The 21,824-nt window shown below is 38.8% G+C and carries 13 protein-coding genes and 3 pseudogenes; 7 read left to right on the top strand and 9 right to left on the bottom strand.

The window, feature by feature from the left end:
* Positions 1-80: 80 nt before the first annotated feature.
* The 3 genes from FPG78_RS01430 to FPG78_RS01420 form a co-directional block, all read right to left on the bottom strand.
* Positions 81-941, bottom strand: a complete 861-nt coding sequence (locus tag FPG78_RS01430) for an outer membrane protein assembly factor BamD (protein ID WP_144086292.1) — start codon at positions 939-941, stop codon at positions 81-83.
* Between the two features lie 135 nt (positions 942-1,076).
* Positions 1,077-2,213: an OstA-like protein gene (locus FPG78_RS01425; RefSeq protein ID WP_144086291.1), complete on the bottom strand. Its 1,137-nt coding sequence runs from the start codon at positions 2,211-2,213 to the stop codon at positions 1,077-1,079.
* 11 nt (positions 2,214-2,224) lie between these two features.
* Positions 2,225-2,644, bottom strand: coding sequence for an OstA-like protein (locus tag FPG78_RS01420; RefSeq protein ID WP_186292396.1), 420 nt, complete (start codon positions 2,642-2,644; stop codon positions 2,225-2,227).
* A 655-nt stretch (positions 2,645-3,299) separates the two neighbouring features.
* Between FPG78_RS01420 and lysS the strand changes: the two are divergent.
* From lysS to FPG78_RS01405, 3 genes and pseudogenes are all read left to right on the top strand, one after another.
* Positions 3,300-4,821, top strand: a pseudogene (lysS, locus tag FPG78_RS01415) (lysine--tRNA ligase).
* Between the two features lie 230 nt (positions 4,822-5,051).
* On the top strand, positions 5,052-5,912 hold the full coding sequence (gene accD, locus FPG78_RS01410) for an acetyl-CoA carboxylase, carboxyltransferase subunit beta (protein ID WP_144086289.1): 861 nt from the start codon (positions 5,052-5,054) through the stop codon (positions 5,910-5,912).
* A 341-nt stretch (positions 5,913-6,253) separates the two neighbouring features.
* Complete coding sequence (locus FPG78_RS01405) at positions 6,254-6,736, top strand: NUDIX domain-containing protein (RefSeq protein ID WP_144086288.1); 483 nt, start codon at positions 6,254-6,256, stop codon at positions 6,734-6,736.
* Between the two features lie 163 nt (positions 6,737-6,899).
* Here FPG78_RS01405 and FPG78_RS01400 read toward each other — a convergent pair whose 3' ends face one another.
* Together FPG78_RS01400 and uvrB are read right to left on the bottom strand one after the other, a co-directional pair.
* Entirely contained in the window at positions 6,900-8,723 is a 1,824-nt protein-coding gene (locus tag FPG78_RS01400) for a hypothetical protein (protein ID WP_144086287.1), read from the bottom strand.
* A gap of 373 nt (positions 8,724-9,096) precedes the next feature.
* Positions 9,097-11,164: pseudogene (gene uvrB / locus FPG78_RS01395) on the bottom strand (excinuclease ABC subunit UvrB).
* Positions 11,165-11,350: 186 nt separating this feature from the next.
* Here uvrB and FPG78_RS01390 point away from each other — a divergent pair.
* From FPG78_RS01390 to FPG78_RS01375, 4 genes are all read left to right on the top strand, one after another.
* Positions 11,351-13,381: a hypothetical protein gene (locus FPG78_RS01390; protein ID WP_144086286.1), complete on the top strand. Its 2,031-nt coding sequence runs from the start codon at positions 11,351-11,353 to the stop codon at positions 13,379-13,381.
* A 351-nt stretch (positions 13,382-13,732) separates the two neighbouring features.
* Complete coding sequence (locus tag FPG78_RS01385; RefSeq protein ID WP_320411059.1) at positions 13,733-14,983, top strand: MATE family efflux transporter; 1,251 nt, start codon at positions 13,733-13,735, stop codon at positions 14,981-14,983.
* Between the two features lie 82 nt (positions 14,984-15,065).
* A complete protein-coding gene (locus FPG78_RS01380; protein WP_144086284.1) occupies positions 15,066-15,809 on the top strand; it encodes an MlaE family ABC transporter permease in 744 nt (247 codons plus the stop codon).
* A gap of 15 nt (positions 15,810-15,824) precedes the next feature.
* Positions 15,825-16,568: an ABC transporter ATP-binding protein gene (locus FPG78_RS01375; protein WP_144086283.1), complete on the top strand. Its 744-nt coding sequence runs from the start codon at positions 15,825-15,827 to the stop codon at positions 16,566-16,568.
* Positions 16,569-16,641: 73 nt separating this feature from the next.
* Here the strand turns inward: FPG78_RS01375 and FPG78_RS07990 are convergent, their stop codons facing one another.
* The 4 genes and pseudogenes from FPG78_RS07990 to FPG78_RS01355 all read right to left on the bottom strand — a co-directional run bounded on the left by FPG78_RS07990 (position 16,642) and on the right by FPG78_RS01355 (position 21,223).
* On the bottom strand, positions 16,642-17,907 hold the full coding sequence (locus tag FPG78_RS07990; RefSeq protein WP_144086282.1) for an AAA family ATPase: 1,266 nt from the start codon (positions 17,905-17,907) through the stop codon (positions 16,642-16,644).
* The gene (locus FPG78_RS07985; RefSeq protein ID WP_144086281.1) at positions 17,907-18,305 is read right to left on the bottom strand and encodes an AAA family ATPase; all 399 of its coding nucleotides are present in this window, start codon (positions 18,303-18,305) and stop codon (positions 17,907-17,909) included. Before FPG78_RS07985 ends, FPG78_RS07990 begins: the two co-directional genes overlap by 1 nt.
* Before the next feature lie 310 nt (positions 18,306-18,615).
* Positions 18,616-19,903, bottom strand: a pseudogene (locus tag FPG78_RS01360) (serine hydroxymethyltransferase).
* Between the two features lie 186 nt (positions 19,904-20,089).
* Positions 20,090-21,223: an ankyrin repeat domain-containing protein gene (locus tag FPG78_RS01355; RefSeq protein WP_186292395.1), complete on the bottom strand. Its 1,134-nt coding sequence runs from the start codon at positions 21,221-21,223 to the stop codon at positions 20,090-20,092.
* Positions 21,224-21,824 lie beyond the last annotated feature (601 nt).

The following is a 21,824-nucleotide window of genomic DNA, read 5'->3' as shown; positions in this document are numbered from 1 at the left end:
AGAGCAGCAGTAAAAAACCATTTTTATGCTACTTTTTTTGTTTTAGAAATAGCAGTGGCATATGGCTGAATCGATACATATCATCCAAACAAGTTTGTTATCCAACAAGTTGATTTTTCTTTACTTTCTTTACTTTTTTTGTTTTCTTCCATTTTTTTTATTTTTTCTACTATATTACCTCCGTCATTAATTCCTTTACTATGGAGATAGTCTTGCAATTTCCAACCACCTATAGCTTCTTTCTGCTTTTCCTCATTAGATGCACGCATAGCCAGTTGCTTGGCACACTTTATCAATAGCTGAAGTACTTTTTCCTTAAAAGAGGAATCCGGATACTTTTCCTCAAAGTTTTTAAGGGTTATAATGGCAGCTTTATAGCAACCCAAGCGAACATATAGTGCAGCAGCCTGAAAGTCTTTTTGCATCAGCCGCTCTTGTAAATTTTGTAAAGCATCGAAAGCTTTATCTAGATAGACACCCGTTGGATAAAGTTCTAAATAGCGATCTAACCAATGGATCGCACTACGAGTAGTGGTTTGATCCAATCGTATATCTACATCCTGACATGCCAAACTATATCCCCGCATAAAAAGCGCCTCTTCTGCCTGCAGAGAAGTAGGATATTGTTTTACAAACAAATGAAATTGATTGGCGCTCACTAAATATTTTTTTTCATAAAAGTTGCAATAAGCCTGATACAATTCAAATTCCCGACGATCTGTTCTACTTTTTAACAAGGGCAACAGCTCCTCTATTTGCGCACTGGCTCGGGCATAACGCTTTCGGTTATACAGTCGAACCACTTCTTCCTTTTTTTGTGAAACCAAAGCTTGGGCTTTATGATCTGGAGTAGCAGCAAATAAAGTATCGCCTACTAAAGCAAAAGGTAATAAAAATAGCCACCTGAACCTATAGCATAGATGGATTAGATAATTTTTCATAAAAATGGAATGTTTACCTTAACTTTTTGCTTGATCAACCGCTTTAGGGCTACCTTTTCTATTCGCAACTCTTCCAAGGCGCATGCCAACAGCACCCTATAAAGGTACTAAATTTTCGCATATTAATCTAAAGAATCAGCTAAGCTCCTTTGATTGCAAAGGCGTATTAGATGTAGACATTCGTTCCGTATCCGCAGTAGGCAGCACCTCTAAAATATTCTCTTTGGTAGGCCATTGTTCACCATGCCAAACAAAACCATCTAGTTTCATTTGGTTCTCTTCAAGCTTTTCTACCGGATGAAAAACACCAATAGGCTTTGGGTTACATTTCATCTGTTCTAATTCATTATCTACCATGGTCATTTCCATGCTATCACACTTAATATGGTTCATACCCATCAACTCATTTTTATCTCCAAGTGCAAAATAAAGGCTCTCACTATTACCTGTTATCGACATTTTTTCAATGACACCTGATTTAAACGAGGCAACCATTTTATGCCCCTTTACTTGATTGTAATTGCCAACCGGATCAGCTGATGCCATAAACAAATTTTTATCGACAAAGAGCTTAGCCTGCTCCCCTTCCTCGATAACCAAGGAAACTTCCTCTCCCGTAATCTGGTAGTTGCTACACCAAATAACCGGCTTGCTATGCAGATGAATGGTATTGTCACCGCTATTATAAACGGCACCATCTGCTATACCCTGTAAATCTTGTTGATAGAGCCTAACATGGTCCAAAGCATGGATTTCTTGCGCTGGAGGCTGGTTTTGTATCTTTTTTTCCAACACAATAAATTTATCCGCACGTAAATACATCGTTTCATTATCGACTATTTTGGTCAATAAAGGATGACCCGTTATAACGCCTTTTTTCTCTTTTTCAGTGTAAGTAGCCTTTTCGCCAACGATTACAGCATCATGCTTTTGCGCGTGCAGGGAAACATGGCCAGTAGCTGCACAATCCTGCCCATTCAATAGCGCTAAGCGGTCAGCAGTAAGGATAACATCTTTGGTAGTAAGTGTTCCATGGTCAAAAGCAAGCTCTTTTTTAGGAACCAAATAATGACCACCTGTGGCCGTTGTCAGTACGCCATCTTGATGCACAATTTTGGTAGCTCCCTGAAAATAAGCGATTTCAGATTCAGTATGATAGTTCAATTTTTCGCAATCAAGGGTATAACTGGGATCTACCAATACCACCTTATCGGAAAAAGTAACCTGATGGTTGGCTCCATCATACAGGCCCATACTACTGGTTAAAACCATCTGATCCTGTATTAATTTACCCCTTTTAAAAACTTACCTTGTTTCTTTTCTGTATCGTAGATGAGTGTAGAAGTATAAAATGTAGCTTTTTTAGAGGTATAGCTTACATCTTTTTCAAAAACAGCCTGCTTTTTTTCTAGGTAATAGGTCAGCAGCGCACTCTTGATCACATTACCCTCTTGGTCCACAATTTTCACATTGCCCGAGGCTTCTATCAATTTTTGGTCATCATATTTACAAGCAGTATCTGCTGTTAGCACCATGCCATTAGACTGAAAAGTAAAGACTACATTCCCTGCTAATTTCTTACAAGACTGCCCATTGACTACATCACCCTCCAACCGATCTGCCCTATAGGTTATAGCCTCAGCCCAAACAAAAAAAGGGAAAGCCAATAGCAATACAAAAAAATAAATGGTTCTCCTAAACACTTTGTTATCGTTCCAAACAAAAATTATTATCTATTCAAAATTAATAAAAAGCAAGATTAGAAGCTAACATTATGCCTCCTCCCTCCACCGATCGATTCGTTTAGACAGCCATTCTGCAAGCTTATCCTTAGAGTCATTATAATCAAACATCCCATTACTAGTTGCCCCCACCTTCACCTTACTAAGGGTGGCAAACATTTATGTAAACTAAGATGCAACAAACCTTCAAAATCTTAAATATACTGAAATTCAATTTAAATTTACTTATCATATAGCTAAAGTAATATCCCATCAATCAGGGATTATGCATAAGGTATAGACAACTTTAGACCTTCTGCAAAACCTATTGCTAAATGGCAATTTTGTGGTCTATGCTCCTCAAATACATTTAGTATTCTGGCGGCTGCGCTTCTCCTAAAAACTGCTGATCACAAATAGGTTTTGAAGAAGGTCTCTTGTAATGAAAAAGCGCAAGCCTAGTAGCCAACTTGCTACCCCGCTTCTCCTAAAAATTTCTGGTCACAAATAGGTTATGCAGGCAGTCTAATTATAGAAATAAGTGTAAATTAGAAGGACTATGGGCATAGCGGCAGGTTATTGTACCTACCCATAGCCATCAATCGTATATCATTATTATTATTTTCTAACCAAAGCCATGCATGAACTAAGCGAACAGGCCACCATTCGAACGCAGAAAAAAGCACTTTTAGAATCGATGGGGTGAATCCTTATCCAGCTTTTGTTAAGCCTATCAATGCTAAAGCGGCCACTATTCTTGCGAACTATAAAGAAAAAGATAAAGCAAACTATAGCGATGTTGTACTGGCAGGCCGCATTATGGGACGCAGAATTATGGGCGCAGCTTCTTTTGTAGAATTGCAAGATGCCAGTGAGCGCATTCAACTCTATATACAACGAGATGCCATTTGCCCAGGAGAAGACAAAAGCCACTACAATACTTTTTTTAAGAAATTACTAGATATAGGTGACATTATTGAGGTGCAAGGCTTTGTCTTTACGACCCAAGTAGGTGCCATAGCGGTACATGTTACCCACCTGCGGTTGTTAACCAAAGCACTTACCCCCTACCCATTGTCAAAGAGGTAACTACCAAAGAGGGTACAAAAATACATGATGCCTTTACAGATCCAGAGCAACGGTACCGCCAAAGATATGTCGATTTAATTGTCAATCCAGAGGTACGCAAGGTATTTGAACAACGGGCCAAGTTAATTCATACGATTAAGGCTTTCTTGCATCGTGAGGGGTATCTAGAAGTGGAAACCCCGATCCTGCAACCCATTTATGGCGGCGCATCTGCACGCCCTTTTACCACCCACCACCATACGCTAGACATCCCCTTATACCTGCGTATTTCCAATGAGCTCTATTTAAAAAGGTTAATTATTGGCGGCTATGAAGGGGTCTATGAATTTGCCAAAGATTTTAGAAACGAAGGCATGTCGCGTTTTCATAACCCAGAATTTACGCAGGTAGAACTTTATGTGGCCTACAAAGATTACATTTGGATGATGGACTACGTAGCAGAATTGGTAGAAGGGGTAGCACTAGCCCTACATGGTACAACAACCGTTCCATTTGGTGCGCATTTGATCAACTTCAAGCGGCCATGGAAACGTTTTACAATGTTTGAAGCGATCCACCATTTTACCGGATACGATGTAAGCAATATGGATGAAGCGGCATTGCGTAAAGTGGCCGATGGGCTCCATATCCATCTAGCGGATCATATAGCTAAAGGCAAAATCATCGATGAAATCTTCGGAGGAAAGTGTGAACCGCATTTGATTCAACCTACTATTATAACCGACTATCCGATTGAAATGTCTCCTTTGGCCAAACGGCATCGAGACCACCCAGGGCTAACGGAACGATTTGAGGTGATATGTGCAGGTAAAGAAATCTGCAATGCCTTCTCCGAGATAAACGATCCTATCGATCAACAGCAAAGATTAGAGGAACAACGCACATTAAGAGAACGTGGCGATGAAGAGGCCATGGTGGTAGACCATGATTTTCTAAAAGCCTTGCGGTATGGGATGCCCCCAACTGTAGGTATTGGCATAGGGATAGATCGGCTAACGATGATTATGACCAACTCCAGTTCTATTCAGGATGTACTGTTTTTTCCACAAATGCGGCCTGAAAACCCATAAAAGCTTTAACTTTAGTGTTATTTGATTTTTTAGCTATTTTTTTGATCAAGCAAAAAGGTAGCACAGACCGCTTCCAAAACCTATTTGTAATGAGCAATTTTTAGGAGAAGCGCAGTCGAGCACCGCAGCATACTCAAGTATGTGAGGAGCATAGACAAGATTCGACAACAAAATGGCCACTAGAAATCGAGTTTTGAAAGCGGTCTAACACAAATTTCTTAGATAATCTTATGAGTTTAATAAATGACAACCTAAGCTGGTTTAAGCGAAAAAAGAAAGGCATTCTAACCCCCAGTTCTGCCAAAAAAGAGTCGCCGGATGGCCTTTGGGTTAAAACACCCAAAGGAAAGATTATACATAGCAAAGTACTACAAGAAAATTTATATGTTATACCCGATGATGGCCATCATTTGCCAATTGGTTCTAAGGAATATTTTGCGATTTTATTTGATGAGCACAATTTTACCGAACTCAATCCAACCTTCCGATCTGTAGATCCACTGAAATTTGTAGACAATAGGCCTTATACAGAACGGTTAAAGCAGGCAGAAACCCAAACAGAGCTGACAGATGCCATCCGAACGGCTTATGGTAAGATTAATACCCTACCACTTGCCATTGCCTGCATGGATTTTAAATTTATTGGGGGTTCTATGGGTAGCGTAGTAGGCGAAAAAATAGCACAGCTGATAAACCATTGTTTGGCCCATCAAACGCCTTTATTGATTATCTCTAAGTCTGGCGGTGCGCGTATGATGGAAGGCAGTTTTTCACTGATGCAAATGGCAAAAACATCTGCTAAACTGCTGCAATTGGCGCAAGCTAAAATTCCTTACATCTCGCTGCTTACCGACCCCACTACAGGTGGGGTAAGCGCTTCCTATGCAATGCTAGGAGATATCAATATGGCCGAGCCAGGTGCACTGATTGGCTTTGCAGGTCCACGTGTGATTCGAGAAACAGTGGGTAAGGAATTGCCCAAAGGTTTTCAAACAGCAGAATTTTTATTGGCACATGGTTTTTTAGATAGGATTGTAGATAGACGGAAGTTAAAAGAGACGCTGGCCCTACTGCTGAAAATGTTAGCATAAGGAATTTGTATGCTACTTTTTGCTTGATCAAAAAGTAGCCAAAAAATCAAGCGCCCTTGAAAAAAGTTGCTGAAAGCACACCTTACAGATGGAAAAACAGAATCAACCCTGCAAACCCACCTAACTGTTTTTCTATTCATCTGTAAGCTGCGCTTTCTGATCGTAACTTTTTTCAAGGGCGCGTTTTTGCTTGTCGTCATACTTTTTAGGTGATCAGAAGAAGGAATGCGGCCTTTATCGGCGGTCACCAGCAAAGGGGGGCACTACAGTTGTAATAACATCTATTTGAGGCCATTGGCTAAATGGATACTTAGCTTTATAGCTAAACAAATAAATCAACAATGACACGAATTTTATTTCAAGGGGGCATCTTTGCATCTGATCCTTTATCTATCGATTGTTTTTATCCTGCTTACCAGGTGTCGACATGTTATATGGTATGCAATGGAAAAATATTGGTACTGAAAAGAAATAGCCGCGCAGCTGCAGGGGGAAAATGGTGCATGCCGGGTGGAAAGTTAGAAAAACAGGAAACTGCACTTGAAGCAGTTATAAGAGAGGTAGCAGAAGAAACAGGTATCATGCTGCTTCCAGAAGCGATTCGTTTTACTCAAACCATTTGTATTAGGATTCTTACCCCTAAACAGGATTTTCTATTGCACCTACTTAAAGCGGTCTTACCTGGCGCTCAACCAGCTGACTATAGTGTTACCCTCAACCAGGAACATACCGATTACTTATGGGTGAACCTACAAGAAGCAGGTAAACTAAACCTAGTGGCAGGCGGTAATGAAGTACTGGAATACTTAGCACACTACCACTAGGTGGTAAAGTAGGTTATAGACCTGGTTTAGATGATTTATGGATCATTTCTCATCATCATCCCAATTATTCTCATCATCACTGCTCTCCAAATCGGATGCACTATCCTCAGAATCAGAAGGGTTTATATCCTTATTCCTTTCCTCCACTTTCGCTCTCATAACTTCACCGATATTGTATGTACCAGTAGGTGCTTTTATAATGTGTGTTATTGCATACTGGCACGTTACATTTATTATACTTGTTAGGTGAATGAAGAATTTTTCGCACTAGATTGCTGATTGTACTATTGTCATCTCCATAGTTAATTTTCTTCAAACTTTCTTGAATTTTAGATTCATCACCTTCCATTATGATAGGCAACTCAGCAGGCCCTTGCTGATTTTCCTGGTCTTGTTTTCTCTTATTTAACCTTTGCGCCAATTCATCTATCATAGACATACCACTACTTTTTGCTTGACCATTCGCTTGTTTTATCACCGACGGTGCTGATGGAATCGCTTTATTTATATTTGAAATTAGCGGCGGCGGTGGCGATCCAGCCGACTTAGAACTAACTCCAGGGTCACTGCTTATTGGCAGCGGAGGCGCTGGTGGAATCACATTATTTGACATCGGCGGCAGCGGAGGCGCTGGCGGAATCAATCCATTTGTATTTGGAACCGAAGGTGGCACCGGCTGTGGAGACGGTGGTAGCACTTCAGCTGATTCATTTGTAGTCACATGCGCTGTTTGTTTAGCAGGGTTTCCTGTATACCCCATAGGTGAAGTGTGTACCCTTTGATTAGGGTTACCAGGCTGTGTAACTTCCCCTTCCGGAATATTGGTTATTGGATCAACCTGTTCACCATCTATGCCATTTGCTTCAGCTTTATCTTCAGCTTCATCCGTACCAACGAGTGGCTTTGTTGGAGTAGTGTTATACACTTGCCCTGCCTGATAATAACTTGGCGAAGCGAATGCTTTATCTATTTTTACGAAAGATTTTACATTATCTAATGGTATCAAACGATAATATGGCCCATCGTTAAGGTAACAATAGGCAGATGCGTAACCCTCTAACCACACACTTGAATAACCATCTTGTGCTTGGAGGTCTAAGTCATACCCATCAAATTGTAATGCATCATCAATCACCGAAGCAGGACAGGTTATATAGGCTTTTGTATCTACTACTCCTGCCTTAGTGCCCCATTCGGCATCACTTTCTAGCATATTTTTTACCAAATCAACCAAACTATTTGCATCTTTAACCAGAAGAAAGCCAGTCTTTTGAAGACCGCTAAGGGTAGCAGAGGCGACGTCACCTCTAATCGACAGCTTGCTGCTGACTAAAGTGGTGGTGCCTACAGCAGGGATACTAAATTTTTTATATAACTCCTTAGTAAACTCCGTAGCGGAGGTGATATCATCTGCCCTAAAGATAGCGCCATCACTAATCAACGCTTTTCCATAGGAAAATTCTATCTCACGCCAAGAAGCATCCTTTTCTATCTTACGCCAGAAATCTTCCTTGTCGCTACTATGGGCTACATCAGGTGATTGGTCTAATGGCCCGCGCAACCGCTCAAACAACCCATAGTCAACTTTTATAATACGCGGATCGGGAGCAGCATTATAGCAAAGACGCAACCTATCTGTCTGCGTACCTTGCTGCAGCAATTGCATCCATCCATCTTTCGAGTTAAGCTTAATAATAAATACTTCCTTAGTATCAGATGGTACAAAAACGCCACATAGGTAATCACCTAGATTGAGTAGGGTCCCTCTACCTAATAAAGCCGCAACATGATCATCCCGAGCGCCACCTATATTTTCTAGCTGATTCCCTTTATTCACTTGTTTTATTGCTGCGATAGATCCTCCTTCCCCAAGAGAGAGCCCAGGACAACTCTTTGCACTAAATAAAATATAAGCTGCTGAAAAAATTATATTTGGACCGATTAACCCTTTCGTAATAGATTTAAATTTATTAGATTTGTGAGTCATAACTGTTTTTTGTTTTTGTTTGTTGCTTTAAAATGGTTCGCAAGCGGGCCTATAGGGTTATAGCTAGGAAACCCTACCCCAGCACTCAATAAAGCCATATAAAATATAGCGCCAAGCGCTTCTTGAATGGCCTAAATCAGCTATTAAAGCAAAGCATTGCCTATAACATAGGCAGTATCGATTATGGGTTTAATCCCTATGCAAACGGTTGACATACCTACTGCACAGGTCTTAACATATAGAAAACAACAGATAATGAAGCAGATACTAGCCATAGCGGCTGCCTCAGCTTTTGTTATACCTGGAAGCTTCCTACTATTAGGCCCATGGATGAATGGTACTAAAAAAAATTAAAAAAACAAAGGGAATTATATTAGGAGCTGTTTTGTTGCTTTAGGCTTTCTATGGCTTCTTTTAGTCGGTCTGCTTCAAGAAACTCCAGTGCTTCTGCAGCACGGTACATTTGATCTTCAAGTATTTTAATCCGCACTTCTATTGCCTTCTTGCCATAAGGAGCTGTATCCTCAGAAACAATAGACCCCTTTTGAGACTCGATTGCTAGTTCATCACAAATCGCTTTCGAAAGCGGTCTAACCCTACCAAAACCGCTATCATCGACAACAGGTTGGGCAAAGGGATGCAACATTTCATTGTCTAGCTCTATAGCAGTCTGCTTTTGTAATACAGATCTAGGGGTAATATGATGCTGCCTGTTATAGTCCATTTGTAAAGCGCGCCTACGCTGCGTTTCGCCAATCGCTTGTTCCATAGAAGCAGTCACCTTATCTGCATACATAATAACACGCCCTTGTGTATGGCGTGCTACCCTACCTATGGTTTGAATCAGCGAACGGGCATTGCGCAAAAAACCTTCTTTATCAGCATCTAGAATAACCATTAAAGAGACTTGTGGCAAGTCTAACCCCTCTCGTAGTAAGTTTACGCCAACCAGTACATCAAAGTCACCATTACGTAACCCATTCAATATCGTTACCCGATCCAAGGTTTTGATTTCAGAATGCATATACCTACAACGGATCTTTGCACCGATTAAATAGTCGGTAAGTTCTTCCGCCATACGTTTGGTCAGGGTGGTAATGAACACCCGCTCTCCTTTTTTGACTACCTGATGGATCTCTTCTACAATATCATAGATCTGATGGAGCGTAGGCCGCACCTCTATTTTCGGATCTAGTAGCCCCGTTGGACGTATGATTTGCTCTATAACAATACCACTGGCACTGGCCAATTCATAATCAGCAGGGGTTGCGCTTACAAAAATAACTTGGTTGATCAGCTGTTCAAATTCACTAAAACTCAACGGACGATTATCCATAGCAGAAGGCAGCCTAAAACCATGGGTGACAAGATTTATTTTTCTAGCCCTATCTCCCCCGACATCGCCCTGAATTGGGGAATGGTCACATGGCTCTCGTCAATAACCATTAGATAGTCTTTAGGAAAATAGTCTAGCAAACAGAAAGGCCGCGCTCCAGCAGACCTGCCATCTATATAGCGTGCATAGTTTTCAATACCAGTGCAATACCCTAACTCGCGCAGCATTTCCAAATCCAACTCCGTCCTTTCTTCTAGCCGTTTGGCTTCCTGGCATTTACCAATTTCATTCAAATGGTTTAACTGTACATGAAGCTCTTCTCGAATGGCGCTTACGGCACTATTCAATATATCCCTATTCATTACAAAGAGATTGGCAGGAAAAATAAATGCTTCTCGGAGCGCTTTGGTCTTTTTGCCAGAAGCCGGATCTATGATATGGATGGCTTCCAGTTCATCCCCCAAAAAACAAAACGATAGGCATAATCACCATAAGCAACAAATAGGTCAATCGTATCTCCCATTACACGAAAACGTCCTCGTGTAAATGCGTCATCATCTCGACTATACAGCATCTCCACAAAGCATTTCAAAAGATCATTCCGAGACAACTGGGCGCCTACCCTAAATAAATGGCTATTGTTTTTAAAAGATTCTGGCCTACCAAGCCCATAAATGCAAGAGACAGAAGCTACAACAATCACGTCCCTTCGGTCGCTTAATAAAGAAGCAACCGTACGCAAACGCAATTGTTCTAATTCATCATTAATGGCCAACTCCTTTTCTATATAAATGTCACTGGCTGGTAAATAGACCTCTGGTTGATAGTAATCATAATAAGAGACAAAATACTCAACCGCATTGCCTGGAAAAAAGGCACGCAACTCGCTATAGAGCTGTGCCGCTAATGTCTTGTTATGGCTGATCACTAACGTAGGCCTATTTAGCGCCTCAATCGTATTGGCTATTGTAAAAGTCTTACCAGATCCCGTAACACCCATCAGTACTTGGCTAGATACCCCACGGTTGATGTTTTCCACCAGTTCTAGAATAGCCTTTGGCTGGTCGCCTGCCGGTTGATAAGGTGATACAATTTTAAACGACATAAAATAGAAATAAAAGAATAGGAACAATAAAGTTGGATTGCCTATGATACGAAAAAAAGTTTTATAGACAAACCCTACAAGATCATCAATAAAAATAATACAACATATTTGTTTTTTTAATTAAAAATCAGCAAAATAAAAGATATAGCGTTTGATATGTATACTTATTTCTTTGTTTTTTAATAAATGCCCCACACCAAACAAGCTACTACCATTTTTTTTCTAATATTATTTTTACAAGCGTTTCAGTTATGTACAAGCAAAGGTACAACTCCTTCCACGCTTATACCTCCTCAAACGATTGATAAGGAGTTGCTATTAGGTGAGCCGATAACAGGAAACACTTACTTCGGCTCTGAACCCGACGATGTTCCTGAATTTGATGCTGAATTTCATTTAGATACCAACCCTGGTGATGAATCCGATCCTGAGTCTAGTTATAAAACAAATAAAAAGACTGGTGTGGATGCCAACTCTGGTTATGATACTGGTTATGAATCCGATCCTGAATTAGATAAAAATAATATATGTTTTGCTTTTGAACCTTTGATGCAAAGTATGCTTAGAGCAGCTGATGACCGAAGAAATATTATGTGTCATATTTCAGGCGATAAATTGACACGATCTGTAGGTAGCAACAGCGGCAATGCCAACTTATACACTCCAGAAGACTATGTAGTTATCGCACTGAATATATATCGTGCGGCAAAAATGATCTTTGAATTATATAAAATACCTGAAAATAAATCAGACAACACATCAAAGAAGGCTTATGAACTTATGCAATATTATGACGAATATGGTGAAAAAAAATCAGAAAATTCTTGGATAAAGACAATAAAAAATATAAACTCAAAAATTGTACTTTACCTAAAGGACATGATATTTAAGGATAAAAGCCTTGATTGGATAAACGAAAGATTAAGATTAGCAGAAAACTATGTTGGATTAGATGACACCCATTATAACGTTACAACTACTTTCACAATAGCAGGCAAAAAATTTGCATTAGAAGATAAAAAATGGTTAAAATTAACAGAAAACCAGCAACAGGCCTATATCAATAGGAAATCAGAAAAATGGTACAAGCGCTTAGAGCTATTTGAACAAAAGTTAATTGATCATTATTGGTCTAAAATTGTAGATGGCAACCACTATATTCCCACCCAACTTCGAAACATTCCAGGGTGTAGAAATGCCTATCAAAAAAGGATTTGGACTTATGATGAAAATAATAACCCCATTGTATTAGGCTCTTACCACCACAGTGGATCAATCGTTTCGCCTATTGAATGGGAGGATAAAGCCACGGATTTTCAAATTAGTAAAGATAACTGGGAGCAGATCAAGCAATATCTAAAAAATGCAATAAAGGTATCTTTAAATTATAACAAGAATTTACCATATTTTAAGCAGTGTCAAGAGAAAAAAATTGTACAAGATACGGAGAAGGTAGTAGGTTCTGATCAATTTATGAATATATCGGTCAATCCGATTGGAACATCGTCTCATGTTTATGAGAAATACAGTAAGTTAGTAGAATATATCGTAAAGCGCTATAAACAGCACTATCCAGAGGTATGTAAATCTTTTAAAGATGGCCTAAAAGATAAGCGCTTTTTTATCGAAAAGTTAACCTCTTTTAAAGAGAATCCAAGAAAGTATAGGAACAAGAAAATAGAACAGATCAAAGATCCAAAAGATAAAAAGTTTTTTGAACTATTAGTAGAATTAGAAAAATATACTACAACATCTCCGATTTGGAATAATCTGAAACAGAGCACGTCGCTTATAAGCGGTAATCCGAATGCCACTGCTTGCGCAATATATATTGCATTGATGGCTGTATTAAAGCAATATAATAAAGCGATCCCTTCTATTTTATTTAGTTGTAAAAGTGGCAAGGACCGAACCGGTCTGATCAGTCTTTTAGTTGATGCATATATCATTCTCATAAGCTGTCCAAAGCTAACGCAAGATGAGATCATCAAAGCGCTAATCTGTTCTGGGCATTTTCAACTTTTGGCTGCGAACAACGGAGGCATGCCGGGTAGGTCTGGTCTGAAATCTGTGCAGTCTGATGAAATACCTAATAGTCATGAGCGACAACTATTTTCTGAAGCGGCAAAACACACATACATTGACTTAATCAACAACCCAAAAGATCTAAGTGAAATGATACGAAATGATGAGAAACAATACGAAAAGACACGATAGATGCGTAACTATATTATCAACCTTTATGGCTCTATTATAGTTGCTTTTATTGCGCACCCTTGCTAAATTTACATAGGATACTAGTATAGTGTGCTGTGGTACGCATGCATTGCCCACTTTTTTCTGTTATAAGCTTACATTCAATATTCCTTTAGACCTTTGACCGCTGTTTTCTTATTTTTTACTTGTCCATGCGCTTAGCTATGCTGCCTATATGCCATGCAATCTTTTAGCCTATTCTTTTTAGCGCATAGCGCATCCTAACTTATGCATTTTCCATCTATTGATAGGAGGCTAATGGTGGCCTACCTTATACGCAGCTATCCGATCATAATAACCTAAATGTGCTAGCTGATTGAAACAGTAAATACCACCATGGTCAGCCGTATTAGTGTGGCGCATGCGGCTTCTGCCGTTTTTGCCAGTACATTGTTTAATATTTTTAAAAGAATTAACTCAGGTATTTCCATTAGTGTTGCGCTACTAGTGGCCTGTGCAGATCGCAAACAAAACCACAAACAGGTTAAACAAATTTTACAACATGGACTCTTGCTCAATATATTTTTTGCGGTCGTTTTTATTATTCTCTTAATCATACTCTCTTTTTGCCTCGCTTACGCTAGCCCATATCCAGAGATCGCTACCTTAGGAGGCCCTTATCTACTCATTATATCGATTTCGCTGATACCCTCTGCTATTAATAATATGATCAAACGCTATCTGGAAGGCCGATCTTATGGAAAAATTGCATTGCTATTAACATTTTTTACACTAATTACCAATACAATATTTAATGCTTTGCTGATTTATGGTCAATGTGGCGCACCAATGCTTGGCTTAAATGGAGCAGCCATTGCTATTGTGCTTGCAGAAACGCTTACAGCAGTAGTAGGGCTGCTGTATTTGTTTTATATATCACCACAAAATCAGCATATCATGCGTTTTAACCTCGGACAAATATCGTGGCGATACTTTAGGAAAATATTGTGGATCAGTTGGCCAGTAGGGCTTCAATTCGGGATAGAGGGTGCCTACCTGCTTTTTATTGCCATTATGGTGGGTTGGATCAGTATAGAAGCACAAGCCGCACATGCGATCTTATTTAATATTTGTCACTTAATTACCATCTTTGCTATTGGTTTAGGCCTTTCTGGTTCCATACTAATAACCCAACAACATCATCCAAAAAATGGCTGCTTGGTAAGAAAAGTATCACTTATGGCATGTTTTATGATCGCGATGGTTTCTATAGCAGTTGGGCTGATGTTATGCACCATTAGCCCTTATATTATTTCTTTTTATAAACCTGCCGATGCTGTACGCACTTTGGTCAGCCTGTTAATTATACATTTATCTATTTTTCAATTATTTTATAGCCTCTGCTATTGGGGAAATAGCATATTGCGTGGCTTAAATGATAATGCTTGTTTATTTTTGTTTAGTACGATCACACAACTTATAGGGATAGCTATTTGCTATATTGTAGTGAGCAAATATAAATGGAACATCAGTGGTGTATGGATCGCTTTGATACTTGAACGCGTGCTGCTGAGCCTTTTTCTACTGATTCGATTTGATTACAAAACCAAAACAGCTGTTTAGAAAAGGCAATCGCTTGATTGCTATCTATTTTTTGGTTATTTTCGGAAGTGTAAAGCTATTTTTTTGGGTGCTATTGTAAACTATGGTAAAAGCTTTTGGAGAATACTTGATTTTTTTACGTGCTATGTTTGGAAACCCTGTTCCATACCGCATGTTTTTGGCTCGGGTGGCTAAAGAATGTATTCAAGTAGGAGTTGATTCTCTTTTTATTGTTTGTATTATTTCTATCTTTATGGGCGGAGCTACCTGTATTCAGCTTGCTTCTCAACTAAAAAATCCACTTATAACAAAAGATTTTATAGGTGTTGCGGTACGCAATATGACCGTTTCTGAACTGGCTCCAACTGTAATTGGTATTGTTTTTACTGGAAAAATAGGTTCTAGTATGGCGAGCGAGCTGGGCTCTATGCGCATTAGTGAACAGATAGATGCATTAGAGATTATGGGTGTCAATGCCAATAACTATTTGGTGCTACCTAAAATTATTGCTACGGTTTTCATGTATCCATTTCTGGTTATCATTGCTATGTTTCTTTCTATTTATGGAGGGTTCCTTTCTTGTAAATGGCTGACCTCCATTCCTCCGCAAGCCTATATAAATGGATTAAGAAACGCTTTTGATGCATATGATATCCATGTAGCGCTCTATAAATCATTGGTATATGCTTTTATTATCTCTTCGATTGCTTGTTACAAAGGCTTTTTTACAAGAGGTGGATCATTAGATGTCGGCAAATCCAGTACAAATGCTGTTACCAATAGTTGTATTGCTATTCTGATAGCAGACTTATTTTTAGTTTATGTTTTACTCGGTCACCGTATCTAAACTGACCTATCCTTTATGATTTCTTTTGAGCATATTTCTAAATCTTTTAATAATAAATTGGTCTTAGATAGCGTTAGTGGTCTATTTAAGACGGGACAAATCAGTTTAGTAATCGGTTCAAGTGGAACTGGCAAAAGCCTTTTAATAAAATGCTTGCTTGGCTTGATCTTACCAGATCAAGGCTTTTCGCTTTTTGATGGGCGAGATTTAGTCCATGGTGATAAGCTGTTACAAACGGAAATAAGAAGAAAAGTGGGTATGCTTTTTCAAGGAAGTGCTTTGTTTGATTCTAAAACCATAGAGGAAAATGTTCGTTTCCCATTAGATGTGCTGACCAATATGAGTACAGCAGAAAAGAAAGAACGTGTCCATGAGTGTCTGTTACAGGTCGGTCTGCCTGATGTACAGCACAAAATGCCCAATGAGCTAAGTGGTGGCATGAAAAAACGAGCTGGTATTGCTAGAGCTATTGTCAACCATCCTAAATACCTCTTTTGTGATGAGCCCAATTCAGGACTAGACCCCCAAACGGCACTTAAAATAGATGAGTTAATTGCTGAAGTAACCTACACCTACAATATGACCACCGTAGTGGTGACCCACGATATGAATACTATTTTATCTTTAGGAGATTTTATTTTGTTCCTCTACCAGGGTAAAAAATTGTGGGAAGGTAGCTCTAAAGATATTTTACATACCAAACTAATGGAGCTAGAAGATTTTCTATTTGTTGGAAAAATTAAAGAACTCTTAATTTAAAGAAAATATAACGGTTCCCTCCTCTAGAAATATTACCTAAAAGGACGCTATCCACTGAAGTGTGTAAATTATATTATTTTTTTAGATGCGCTTCATGTATTTCATACTCGGAGTTATCGATCATTCTGGTTTCCTCATTGAAATTAATACCTAGCAGGATAATGGCTTTTTGTCTGAGTAAATAAGGTTTATAATAACCGTTTGCTTTGATTTGTTCTAAGGCTATTTTCCCGCTGGATTTATACTTGATTTCTATAATAAAAATGGCCGTTTCTAGTTCCAAAATAATATCGGATCTACCTTGGCTGGAAGAAACTTCACTATGCATATGCATTTTTCTCCCACCTAAAAATCCCAATCCTTGTAACAACATATGTAAATTGCTATGGTACTGTTTCTCTTGGCCACTATTGATATAGTAAGGAAGCGTCGCAAAAGCTGTATTAATATATTCTATAAAGGCATCAATTTTTTTATTAGCTAGTGCACTTCTAATTTTATCTCGCTCTTGTAAAAAATAATCCTTTACACTCTTTTCCAAACTGGACTGTATACTTTTCTGAAAAGAGGCCTCTATTTCTTCGTTAGGGAATTTTAGGATATATAGCCCAGTAGAGTCATCATAATTATGAATGGTTAGATACCCCGTTTGAAACATTAGCGATTTTAAACTAATCTCATTCCTACCGCCTGTATACATAAGGTCTTCCCTAGTGGCTTCCATTTGCAGATTATCCATATTAAGATCGAATCTATCAGGATCTGCTAACATCTGGTTAATCAGTATAGTTGGACTACCTGATTCATACCAATAGTTTTCTAGTTTGCCACTTTTAAAGAACTCGAGCGTCGACCATGGGTTGTACACAGGTGCACCTTTCTCGTGAAATCTATAACCGTTGTAGTAATGTGCTATCCGCTCCATTACTACTTCCTTAGTGATTTTTTTATCCCTATTTTGACTCCATTCTAAAGCGATACTTTCTAAATAGAATGGAAAAGTAGATAAGATTTCATCTTGGGTGTACCCAAACATGGCATCAGCATCTTTGGAAATAGTAATATCGTCTAAATGATTGGCCCCTGAAAATACATCAGATAAACTAAACTTACTAACCCCAGTGATAAAGGTGAGTTGAAAGTAGTCATTTAGTGATTTTAAAGTCATAAAGAAATCCTTCATGACTTTGATATTGGCTTTTTCTAGGTCAGAACCTTTGGTTAGATGCACTATAGGCACGTCGTATTCGTCTATAAGGACTACTATTTTGGACGCATAAAGAGGTTTTATATTTCCATTGTTTGCTGTAGTACCTTTTAGATGTATCAATTGTAGCACTAGGCTACGTAATGCATCACCGTAACATCTTCTATTTTTACATTATACGAAAAGGCTATTTCTTTGAGTACCATTTTAATAGATGTACTGAGTTCTTCAGGCGTGTTATTAGATACGCCTGAAAGATCTAGCTTAATTACGGGATATTTCTTCCATTCATATCCATTTTCTGGTTTACCTATATAGCAATCTTTAAAAATTTCTTTTGCTCCGTTAGCTATAGTAGCTAGTGTATTGATAAATAGTGATTTCCCAAATCTCCTAGGCCTAGCGATGAAAATAGGATTTCTCTTTTCAATTAACGCTTGTGCATACCGGGTTTTGTCTACATAATAGCCTGTTTCAATCACTGATTGAACATCTGAATAGCCAATAGGCAGTGCATCTATCTTACGCATTATTGTATCTTTTTTAATTTCTTTTTCTCTAGACCTTCTGCAAAACCTATTTGTGATCAGCAGTTTTTAGGAGAAGCGCAGTCGCCAGCATACTAAATGTATTTGAGGAGCATAGACCACAAAATTGCCATTTAGCAATAGGTTTTGCAGAAGGTCTTCTCTCTTTCATTGATTGCATATGCTATCATACGCTTCCAAGCCAGTCGATCTTGCTCAGCTGCGATAGCTTGCTGGTCAGCTTTAGTTAAAGGAGAAGCCTTCTTTCATAATTTTAAGAAATTTTTAAGCTACCGATAGCTATCTTGGTGCACTAGCTTGAATAATCCACCGTTGTGAGCGGAAAATTGCGCATATATTGATTGACTTCTTCTTTTACTTTTTTAATTTTAGAGTCATTTTCAGTGTTTTTAAGAACACGATCGATCCATTCTACAATCAATAGCATATCAGAGGCTACCAGCCCCTGGTCGTTACAGCAGCTGTTCCAATCGGATACCTGAGGTAACTTGTGGAGCGGTAGCGTCAAAAGGAATTAAATTTTTATTAGTGGTAATAGCTGCTTTTTGTAAGGCTGCTTCGGCTTTTTTACCTGTCATATTTTTACCAGACAAATCTAGCAATAATAGGTGGTTATCTGTTCCATCAGATATAATTTTATATCCTTTATCCATTAATGCTTGTGCCATGGCTTTTGCATTTTTTTGTACTTGTATGGCATAGGCTTTATAGTCGCTGGTCATCGCTTCATAGCATGCAATAGCTTTGGCCGCAATAGTGTGCATCAGCGGTCCACCTTGTGTTCCAGGAAAGACAGCCGCATCGAGTAAAGTAGACATATTTTGAACCATTCCCTTGGCATTGGTTTTACCAAAAGGATTTCCAAAGTCTTTTCCCATAAGGATCATGCCACCTCGAGGGCCTCGCAATGTTTTATGCGTTGTAGTAGTTACAAAATGACAATACGGAAAAGGGTTATTGAGTAGCCCCTGGCTAATAAGGCCTGCAGGATGGGCAATATCTGCCCATAAAAATGCACCTACTTCATCTGCAATTGCCCGTAGCCGCACATAATCCCAATCACGGCTATAGGCAGAAGCACCACAAATAATCATAGCCGGCCTGACCATTCTTGCCTTTTCTGCAACTGCTTCCCATTCAATACATCCCGTCTCGGGATCTACACCATAAAAAAAAGCTTGATAGAACTTGCCAGAAAAATTTACAGGAGATCCATGGGTTAAATGGCCACCATGGGCTAAATTGAATCCTAAAATTTTATCACCAGGCTTTAAAACCGCCATCATCAAGGCCGCATTTGCCTGTGAACCGGAATGGGGCTGCACATTCACCCAGTCCACATGGAACAATGCTTTGGCCCGCTCAATAGCCAAGGATTCTACTTCATCCACAATATGACAACCACCATAATAGCGTTTGCCTGGAAAGCCTTCTGCATATTTATTGGTTAGAATGCTTCCTGTAGCAGCAGCTACTTGAGCAGAAACAAAGTTTTCAGAAGCGATCAACTCTAATCCTTCTTCTTGACGTATTTTTTCTTTTGCTATCAATTCAAGAATAGCTGAATCTTGTTCGATCATCTTAGATATATTATTAGACCTTCTGCAAAACCTATTGCTAAATGGCAATTTTGTGGTCTATGCTCCTCAAATACATTTAGTATGCTGCAGTGCTCGACTGCGCTTCTCCTAAAAACTGCTAATCACAAATAGATTTTGTAGAAGGTCTATCAACGCACCGCAAAACGTAATAAACCTATAAGCGCACTAATCAACGCCTAAAAGGTTTACATGGGCTAGTATTAAGTTATAAATTGCAGGATCGTTTTGATCCATAGCGGCAAGTTCTAATGGTGTAACCTCCTTTTTATTTTGTATGTATACCCCTTTACCAACACGTGGCAAGAGTTTTTTTACAATAGCTAGATGTTGGCATTGAACCGCATAATGTAAGGCAGTTTCGCCTAGATGGTTTTGTAGATTGGTATTATCTAGATTAGTATTATCTAGCTTGGTATTATGTAGTTTGGTATTAAAAGAAGGATGACACAACAAGCCATTCACAGCCTTTAGATGATTAAAAGCTGCTGCATAATGCAATGGTGTACTGCCCGTACTATCTTGTACATTTACCTCCAATAAAGGGCAAGCCAACAAAGTTTTTACCAACTTACTTTTTTTATTTGCAGCTATAATATGGAGTGGCGTAGCACCGTTATCGGCTTTTGCATTAACATTAAAGCGCCGGGACTTTAATAAGGCTCGAAAAACAGCTGGCACATTTTTCTTAGCAGCCCAATGCAACTCGGTATATCCCTCTTTATCACGGGTTTCAACCATTTCTTTTTGCTGCAACAACAGCTGAACGATGGGCAGACTACGCCTTTTAATGGCCAGTAATAATGGACTGACTCCAGTGCTAGTGGTGGCACCTGCTTGTAACAACAACTGGACAAGGTCTTTCCTATTTTGTTGAATAGCAAGCTGTAATGCATCGTATCCTTTACGATTTACAATATTTGGATTGGCACCAGCGGCCAGCAAAAGCGATACAATCTTTTTATCTCCCCTTTTAACCGCCAGCAACAAAGGTGTATTCTCATTTTTAACACTGCATTGATTCAACAAAGCTTTGGCTTCAATCAGAGATGCCACAATTGCTGCTTTAGCACGTTTAGCAGCATAATGCAATGGGCTATATCCTAAAAAATCTTGATGGTTAATATTTTTATTATTATGCAGTAAAGCAGTAACTTGTTGCAAGTTATTCTCTTGAATCGCGTATATCAGCTGTTTATCTACACCAGACGGCTTATCTTTAGTTAAATGGGGCAGTGCATTTAAAGGAACTACAGCGGTGCTATCCCTAGCATGGACGTATGCACCACTGATGGATAGCATCCAAAAAAAAAGCAATAGACCCAGCTGTTTTTTAGCAAAGTAAAAAAAGAAAAAAGGCTGCATAGGCATTAAACGGCTAAATAAATTAGGTACCTAATATACTGATAAAGGACGATATCAAAACCTTTATGCATATATTGCAACAAAAAAATGGAATAAAAGATTTGGTTTGTAGGACTACAAGAATCCTTTTATTACATAGTAGTGCAAATATATACAAGACCTTCTGCAAAACCTATTGCTAAATGGCAATTTTGTGGTCTATGCTCCTCAAATATATTTAGTATGCTGGCGGCTGTGCTTCTCCTAAAAACTGCTGATCACAAATAGGTTTTGAAAAAGGTCTAGTAATGGTTGTCCACTTATAGTTTTTTTTGTAAGATTAATAGTTAAATTTATAATTATTTAGCCATTCTCCATCTAGTATTTTATTGTAGGTATGCTGTTTTGGCCCATTCATTAACTATTTATTTACATTTACTACCCTTAGTTGCAACAGCCATATGTTAAATAGAAAAAACCACAAAAGATATGCATGTTTCCTACATTATTTTTTGTTCTATGCCACATTCCTAATCTATTTTCTATTTTCAAGTTGTTT

This window comes from Cardinium endosymbiont of Dermatophagoides farinae, from assembly GCF_007559345.1.
Taxonomy (GTDB): Bacteria; Bacteroidota; Bacteroidia; order Cytophagales; family Amoebophilaceae; genus Cardinium.
The sequence above is the reverse complement of the archived record's forward strand: the minus strand, read 5'-3'. Positions and strand labels throughout refer to the sequence as shown.

What these genes read in the sequence shown, in the direction of transcription:
- FPG78_RS01355 (WP_186292395.1), bottom strand. Translation starts at nt 21,223, where the DNA reads ATGCTATCCATCAGTGGTGCATACGTCCATGCTAGGGATAGCACCGCT.
- FPG78_RS01390 (WP_144086286.1), top strand. Translation starts at nt 11,351, where the DNA reads ATGCCCCACACCAAACAAGCTACTACCATTTTTTTTCTAATATTATTT.
- FPG78_RS01430 (WP_144086292.1), bottom strand. Translation starts at nt 941, where the DNA reads ATGAAAAATTATCTAATCCATCTATGCTATAGGTTCAGGTGGCTATTT.
- FPG78_RS01405 (WP_144086288.1), top strand. Translation starts at nt 6,254, where the DNA reads ATGACACGAATTTTATTTCAAGGGGGCATCTTTGCATCTGATCCTTTA.
- FPG78_RS01400 (WP_144086287.1), bottom strand. Translation starts at nt 8,723, where the DNA reads ATGACTCACAAATCTAATAAATTTAAATCTATTACGAAAGGGTTAATC.
- FPG78_RS01425 (WP_144086291.1), bottom strand. Translation starts at nt 2,213, where the DNA reads ATGGTTTTAACCAGTAGTATGGGCCTGTATGATGGAGCCAACCATCAG.
- FPG78_RS01375 (WP_144086283.1), top strand. Translation starts at nt 15,825, where the DNA reads ATGATTTCTTTTGAGCATATTTCTAAATCTTTTAATAATAAATTGGTC.
- FPG78_RS01380 (WP_144086284.1), top strand. Translation starts at nt 15,066, where the DNA reads ATGGTAAAAGCTTTTGGAGAATACTTGATTTTTTTACGTGCTATGTTT.
- FPG78_RS07985 (WP_144086281.1), bottom strand. Translation starts at nt 18,305, where the DNA reads ATGCGTAAGATAGATGCACTGCCTATTGGCTATTCAGATGTTCAATCA.
- accD (WP_144086289.1), top strand. Translation starts at nt 5,052, where the DNA reads ATGAGTTTAATAAATGACAACCTAAGCTGGTTTAAGCGAAAAAAGAAA.